Origin of the sequence: Sphingobacterium sp. JB170, from assembly GCF_900163865.1 — a bacterium.
Lineage (GTDB): Bacteria > Bacteroidota > Bacteroidia > Sphingobacteriales > Sphingobacteriaceae > Sphingobacterium.
Map to the genome: position 1 here is coordinate 106679 of NZ_FUKU01000043.1, position 6904 is coordinate 113582.

The 6904-nt window shown below is 36.4% G+C and carries 7 protein-coding genes and 1 pseudogene; 7 read left to right on the plus strand and 1 reads right to left on the minus strand.

From position 1 onward, the window contains the following. The first annotated feature begins 101 nt into the window (after positions 1-101). The 5 genes from FM107_RS13015 to FM107_RS13035 all read left to right on the plus strand — a co-directional run bounded on the left by FM107_RS13015 (position 102) and on the right by FM107_RS13035 (position 5294). The gene (locus FM107_RS13015) at positions 102-974 is read left to right on the plus strand and encodes an AraC family transcriptional regulator (RefSeq protein WP_086948942.1); all 873 of its coding nucleotides are present in this window, start codon (positions 102-104) and stop codon (positions 972-974) included. 186 nt (positions 975-1160) lie between these two features. Next, entirely contained in the window at positions 1161-2660 is a 1500-nt protein-coding gene (locus FM107_RS13020; RefSeq protein WP_086948943.1) for an acyl-CoA dehydrogenase family protein, read from the plus strand. 1176 nt (positions 2661-3836) lie between these two features. Further along, positions 3837-4040: a helix-turn-helix transcriptional regulator gene (locus FM107_RS13025; protein WP_086948944.1), complete on the plus strand. Its 204-nt coding sequence runs from the start codon at positions 3837-3839 to the stop codon at positions 4038-4040. Further along, positions 4040-4375 carry a HipA N-terminal domain-containing protein gene (locus tag FM107_RS13030; RefSeq protein WP_086948945.1) on the plus strand — a complete coding sequence of 112 codons (336 nt, stop codon included), beginning with the start codon at positions 4040-4042 and terminating at the stop codon, positions 4373-4375. Before FM107_RS13025 ends, FM107_RS13030 begins: the two co-directional genes overlap by 1 nt. Next, positions 4368-5294: a HipA domain-containing protein gene (locus FM107_RS13035; protein WP_086948946.1), complete on the plus strand. Its 927-nt coding sequence runs from the start codon at positions 4368-4370 to the stop codon at positions 5292-5294. Before FM107_RS13030 ends, FM107_RS13035 begins: the two co-directional genes overlap by 8 nt. A 150-nt stretch (positions 5295-5444) precedes the next feature. Here the strand turns inward: FM107_RS13035 and FM107_RS13040 are convergent. Next, a pseudogene (locus FM107_RS13040) lies at positions 5445-5785 on the minus strand (transposase); the annotation flags it as partial. 125 nt (positions 5786-5910) lie between these two features. On the opposite strand from FM107_RS13040, the gene FM107_RS20025 reads away from it, so the two are divergent. Next, a complete protein-coding gene (locus FM107_RS20025) occupies positions 5911-6159 on the plus strand; it encodes a helix-turn-helix domain-containing protein (protein WP_256959526.1) in 249 nt (82 codons plus the stop codon). 461 nt (positions 6160-6620) lie between these two features. Beyond that, complete coding sequence (locus FM107_RS20255; RefSeq protein ID WP_373408001.1) at positions 6621-6710, plus strand: type IIL restriction-modification enzyme MmeI; 90 nt, start codon at positions 6621-6623, stop codon at positions 6708-6710. The last annotated feature ends 194 nt before the right edge of the window (positions 6711-6904 follow it).

Genomic DNA, 6904 nt, shown 5'->3' on the forward strand with positions numbered 1-6904 from the left:
ATTAAGTAGTCTTTTAGTCATTTCTACTGGCCGCTTAACCTTTCTTTTTTTGTATTTTTAGCGTAGATATGATAAATAATACTGGTAAGGAGTAAGAGGAAATGGACAAAAATAAAATTAATGCAGATGAATTTGTCGCCAAATTTATGGATGTAAGTCCTCAAAATATCACACATATTCAAACGCCAATTAAGATTTTTCCATTAAAAGATATTGCCCCTTATTTGAAGACCCCCATTCCCCCGTTTTTCTTCGGTTACAACCTTTTAATCCATCTTACGGAGGGATATTTTACACACCAGATTGAATCAACAACGTTTATGGTCGAGGCGCCTGCGGTGTTAATTTCCAATTACGGTCATATTTCTGCTATCCATTCGGTTGATAAATCGGCTCAAGGCTATTGTGTATTGGTTAAAGAACAAGCAATGACTTCCCTGTTTAGGGAGGAGGAAATTTTGAATATCTTTACCATTTCACCATTAGTCAACCTGGAAGATGCGGACAATCGGGACCTGGACCGATTACTGGACATGCTGTATCGAGAAATTGTTAATGAATCGCCGTATCAACAGTACTATGAAAGTATCTTCAAGACTGTGATTTTAAAGATAATTAAGCTATCCGACGCGAATCGTATTTTACCACGTCGTCAGACAATTGCTATGGCCTTTAAACAATTGGTTCATTTACATTTTAATAAGCATAAGCTCGTGAACTATTATGCCGATCGATTGTCTGTGTCAGTGAATTATCTCAATCGATGTGTTTCGTCCGTATTTAAAAAACCGTCCAAGGAAATTATATTAGAGATTGCAATTATTCATAGTCAGCTTCTGTTGTTAGAAACAGATAAAAGTATTGCTTCGATCGCCTACGAGCTGGAGTTTAGTGATCCTTCATATTTCGCACGTCTTTTTAAGAAAATTGCAGGTATATCACCTTCTGAATATCGGAAGATATCCCAAAAGTAGAAAATTGACAATGCACGATTTGTCCTATTTTTTGTTCAATTCATCTTAGAAGATTTTTACTTAACTCGTTAACTTTACAAAAGTGACGGTTTGACGTTGTACTGATTCAAGCCAGAAAATAAGTTGGATTCCTGATATTGGCAGTCTCCCACTTTTTTAAAGCGAAAAATACGAAAAAAGATAATTATGAGCGAAGTAATAGAGCAACTTGATTTTAATAGTTATATAGCGGGTTTTAGGAAGCATTTGTACCATATATTTCGGGAGAAATACGATTATAACAAAATCAGCTTGAATCGTGATTTCCCAGCGGACTTTTTGAAAGAGATTATGGATCATAAGCCTTTGGCGGTATCTATTCCTACGATTCATGGGGGGCGTGGTGTTTCTGTAAAAGAATGTTTAGGCGTACTTTCGGCAGCCTCTTACGAGTCGTTGGCATTGTCGTTAACATTTGGAATAAATATAGCTTTGTTTTTAGAGCCATTGGCGAAGTATGGTGATTTTGATGTTCAACATCGTGTTTTTCGGGAGTTCATCGAAAATAATGCGATGGGTGGACTGATGATTACAGAGAAAGCCTACGGCAGCGATGCTTTAAATATGAAAACTTCGTATCAACCAGTAGATGGAGGGTATAAGATCAAAGGTGAGAAGCATTGGCAAGGCTTAAGCGGCGTTGCAAACTTTTGGTTAGTTACTGCCCGGAAAAGTAATGCGAATGGTGATTTGATCCGCGATATCGACTTTTTTGTTACCGATGACAGTAATCCTAGTCAGCATATATCAGTTTTGGAGCGTTACAATAATCTCGGATTATATGCAATACCTTATGGAGTTAATACAATCGATGTGGTAGTTCCTGAAGAGCAAAAATTGACGCCAGAAAGTACTGGAATAAAATTAATGTTGGATATGCTACACCGAAGCCGGCTTCAATTCCCCGGAATGGGGCTTGGATTTATTAAGCGGCTTCTAGATGAATCGATGGAGCACTGCCAAAAGCGTATGGTAGGTGGGGTTTCCTTAAATAATAACGACTCCGTAAAATTTCAGTTGGCGCGCATACAGGCGGCATATACCATTTGTTCGGGGATGTGTAGCTTTAGCGTTGGTAACAGTGGTGTTGAGCATGATCTTGCCACATTGAGTATCGAAGCAAATTCGGTGAAGGCTTTAGTAACCGATCTTATGCATGAATCTGCACAAATTAGTTTGCAACTTTCCGGAGCGAATGGTTATCGTTTAGATCATATTGCTGGACGATCGGTCATTGATAGCCGGCCTTTTCAGGTTTTCGAAGGCTCAAATGAAATGCTTTACGCTCAGATTGCCGAAGGAGTTCTTAAGCTCATGAGAAAATCCAAAGAATCGAATTTATTAGCGTTTTTGAAAGCATATAAACGTACTAATCTGAGTGCATCGTATTTTCGTACTCAAATTGATTTCCAACTTGATGGACCACTATCTCAGCGCGATGCGGTTACACTTGGACGAATGATCGCACGCGTGATTTGTTTCCAATTTGTCTTGGAGATGAACGGATATAATGAGCAATTAGTCGAAATTACACGTCAACATATCGTGATGGATTTAATAATGTATAATGGGCAGCTGAATGCTGGCAACAATGCGAATCCAACGTTCGATTACCAAGAGAATTCAGACTGGATGGATTTTGTTTGATAGTCCAAAAAGATTGATTTGCTGTTGTTAAGTGAAACGTAACATGTGGTATAAATGTCAGGTAGCTTATTTTATCTACAACTTTGTGGAGGCAGATGCCGATAGCGATTCGAATTTCTTGTAAAATCGAAATTGGTATATAACCACATGTTACGTAAGCTGAGCTAGCACTTATTTTTAATATTCGTAAATTTTCGAATATTATGGTTAACAATTGTTACGTTTAATCATGTTTTCCTAATGCTCACATATAACCGAACAATAGAAAGAAAAACCCACAAATATCTATTTTTTAGTGTATCGTGTGTTTTGTTTGTGGAGCCTATATCGATAGTATGTGTTTGGACATCAACGTAATGTTGATGGTTTTTAAATCTTTCGTATTGTGGCATACGCAAACGGAAAGGATGGAAACGGTAGAGAACTGGATCATATGGGGATTAAATCGTAATCAATCAAAAAAATCTTAAATGATGTGTATAAATCTCATGAACATTTTCATCCAATAAGTGATGAGAAGACATTTATTTGGAAGCACATGGATATTTCAAATTTCTTAATTGATTGAAACTGCGAGCCTCTATTTTATGAGGATTGAAAAATACGAAGACAAATATGATGGGGTTATGCTAGAGCTGACACCCAAAATGATCAAGTCGTCTCTCGGCGGAAGCGAAGCCACTCCGGAATTCTGTCTGGCATTAAGCCATTCCTACTAAAAAGCGAAGTCTTTATCATATACAAGTTGTGGAACATTTTGTGAGCATGAATCTTGTCTAATGTGGACTACATATTCCGAGAAGTGGGGAAGAGTTGTTATTAAAAGTTCTTTTCGAAAATTACGTGATTCAATAATCGACAAGCGAAATGTATACATTCACCCTATTCAATATTATTTTCCAAATATTAAGCTTGGAAATATTCACTGACCATTATTCAGTAAGCTTCCGCCTTTTATTAGTGATGAAAAGGATATTCGATTGTTTTATGTAATCTAGGAGGCACTAAAGCCAGGTCCAAATCCTTTTTGAACCTATCGAGTCAAATCCTTTTGTCAATGTTTTTCAAGGACATCTATACCCAAAAAGGTATAATATCTTGTTTTTAATTTTATTTATACCCGAAATAGTATAATTATTAAATTATATCTATATTTATATCAGAAAAGGTATAATTATGGATTCGTTACGACAGTTTGTTAAGCAAAAAAGGAAAGAACTCAAGCTTACTCAAGAGGATTTAGCATTAAATGCTGGGGTAGGATTACGCTTTGTACGTGATTTGGAACAAGGAAAGAAAACGCTTCGTTTGGATAAAGTGAATGATGTTTTAGCTTTATTTGGTAAGGAGGTTGGTGTAACAGATAAAAGTAGAGACTAATGGCACGTCAAGCGAAAATATATTATCAAAATGAATTGGCAGGTTATTTGGCTGAAGCAGATGGGGGATTTACATATCGTTATACAGAAGAATACCTAAATTCTACAGATCCAAAACCAATTAGCTTGACGATTCCACTTTCAAGTCAAACTTATCATAGTAAAGTGTTATTTCCATTTTTTGATGGTCTTATACCAGAAGGGTGGCTTTTAGAAATAGGAGAGAAACATTGGAAATTGAATCCTAGGGACCGTTTTGAGTTGCTTACTAATTTATGTAGAGATACTATAGGTGCAGTTTCTGTATATCCGATGGAGGCGGTGGAAAATGGCTAATTGTTTGTTTTGCTATAAACTCGTAGAAGAAGGAGATTACCATCCTAATTGTTCAAAAAAGTTTTTTGGAACATCTACTATCCCTATACTTGAGCTAGACCAAGAAAAATTAAATAAGCTGGCTCAAATTACGGTAAATGAAAGGTTGGCTTTGACAGGCGTTCAGCCTAAAATATCTTTAAGTTTAAACGGAGAAAAGGGCAATAGAAGATTAACGTTGGTCGGGTTATGGGGGGATTATATCTTGAAACCTCAGTCATCAGATTATCCTTTTATGCCTGAAGTGGAAGATTTGACTATGCATTTAGCTAAACTATTTAAATTTGAAACCGCGGAGCATACTTTAATTAAGACATCTACTGGTGAATTAGCTTATTTAACGAAACGATTTGATCGTAATAATGGAAAAAAGATTCATGTTGAAGACTTATGTCAACTATCAGAGCTTCTTACTGAACAAAAATATAATGGTTCTTATGAACGTGTAGGCAAAGTTATAAAGCAGTTCGCTACTAACTCTGGAATAGATGTCATAAAGTACTTTAGATTGGTATTATTCAGTTTTTTGACAGGAAATAACGATATGCATCTTAAAAACTTTTCTTTGATGCATACGGAGAGAGGAATATTGTTATCTCCAGCATATGATTTATTAAATGTAAATCTAATCTACCCAAAGGACAAAGAAGATCTTGCTTTAACTTTAGGGGGAAGAAAGCGTAAAGTTAAAAAGTCTGATTATGATCAATTTGCTATGAGTTTAGGCTTGTCTGATTTAGTTCGAGATAATATCTATAAAGACTTTTCAAAGCAAACGGATAAGGTTATTGATTTTATCACTAGAAGCTTTTTATCTGAAGAATATAAAGAGTGGTATAGTGAAATCTATAAGCAGAAATTGAATCAAATTGGTTTTTAGAAGGATTTATATCCTTCTAAATAAATATATATATGCATATAGTATTTACAGTAAATTGTTAATAAATGAGGCAGAGGGGGATCTGCTGGCGCCGTGGACTGTCATTCCTGCGTAGGTTTTTATAATACCAAACCGAGGTGCTCAGCAAGATACTTCGCATTCCCGGCGAAGGGAAATCCGATAATCCGAAACAAGGCTTGTAACCATTTTTCTGCGTTGAGAGGGCTTCAATACTTTTTTTAACACATCCTGCAACATCTGTTTGTCCAGGCTCAAATTCGCAACCAGATTTTTAACTGCGCATTCTCCCCTTCCAATTGGCGCAACCTGCGCAATTCCGCCACCCCTAAACCACCATACTTTTTCTTTCAGTTGTAGAAAGTAGCTTCACTGATCCCTATTTTTCTACAGACTTCCTCTACACGCGTGCCGGTCTCCGCCTGTTTGATCGCAGAGGCGATCTGCGCTTCGGTAAACTTTGATTTTTTCATGGATCTTCCTCCTGTTTAAAGTGAGCAATTCATGGTCGAATTCTCTACTTTTAAATGCTCCAGTTTTTTGGGGAGAGGTCAATATTTTGTATCTTGAACGCTGAATATTTATTAGCTTTGAATTTATGAGTACAACCAACGCGACAAACCATATAGGTAGAAAAATCAGCCGCATCCGTGAACTGCGGGGCATGAAGCAAGAGGCTTTAGCTATCGAATTGGGAGTAAGTCAGCAGACTGTATCCAATATTGAGAAAAGTGCTGCTATCGAGGCAGAGATATTGGCCCAGGTGGCCGGAATCTTGGGTGTTACTCCAGAAGCGATTGAGAACTTCGACGAAGAAGCTGTGTTTAATATTATTAATAATACCTAAAATAATACAAGTAGTGATAACTCGACATTAATTGCCAGTTCGGTTAATTATCAACCAACTTTTAATACTGCTGATAAAATCGTAGAATTATACGAACGTCTATTGGAAGCTGAAAAATCTAAAGCGGAGTATTTGGAAATGCTGATGAAGGGTAAGTAAAAGTCGTATTATAAGCAAACTATAATGTACTATTCTATGTGTTTTTGGTAAAACTGGCATGAACACGAATTTCAGCAATTGCGAACTAGATATAATCTATCAGATTTTAACATTAAAATGAAACAATTATCAATAATTATTATGTCGATAGCTTTATTTACTTCCGGCAATATCTGTCTTAATTACAACTCTTGAATGTCGATTGTAAATCTGAACAATGCCAATGACAGACACTGTCAGAACATTCAATATGATTGATAAAGATTTTGGAGTAGAATCTCTCTTGCATAATTTTGGGGGGAATGTACAATCCCGAAACTATGCCGGTTGGATTGGCGGAAGCACACGATACTTTGGATCTGGCTATTGAACGAATCTATCGATTGGCATAGTTTCATTCGGAAGAGGATCCTATCAATCTAATAAAGAGCTATTAAGAATGATAAAAGATGAATATACAGGACATAATCCAAATACCGAATTGTCTATACATGTTGGTTCTGTTGTTTCTGTGGCAGGTGTCGTTTCTAAGTATCCGCCCTATGAACTACATATTTGATTTGTCGATGATTTGTTTATAGTTTTG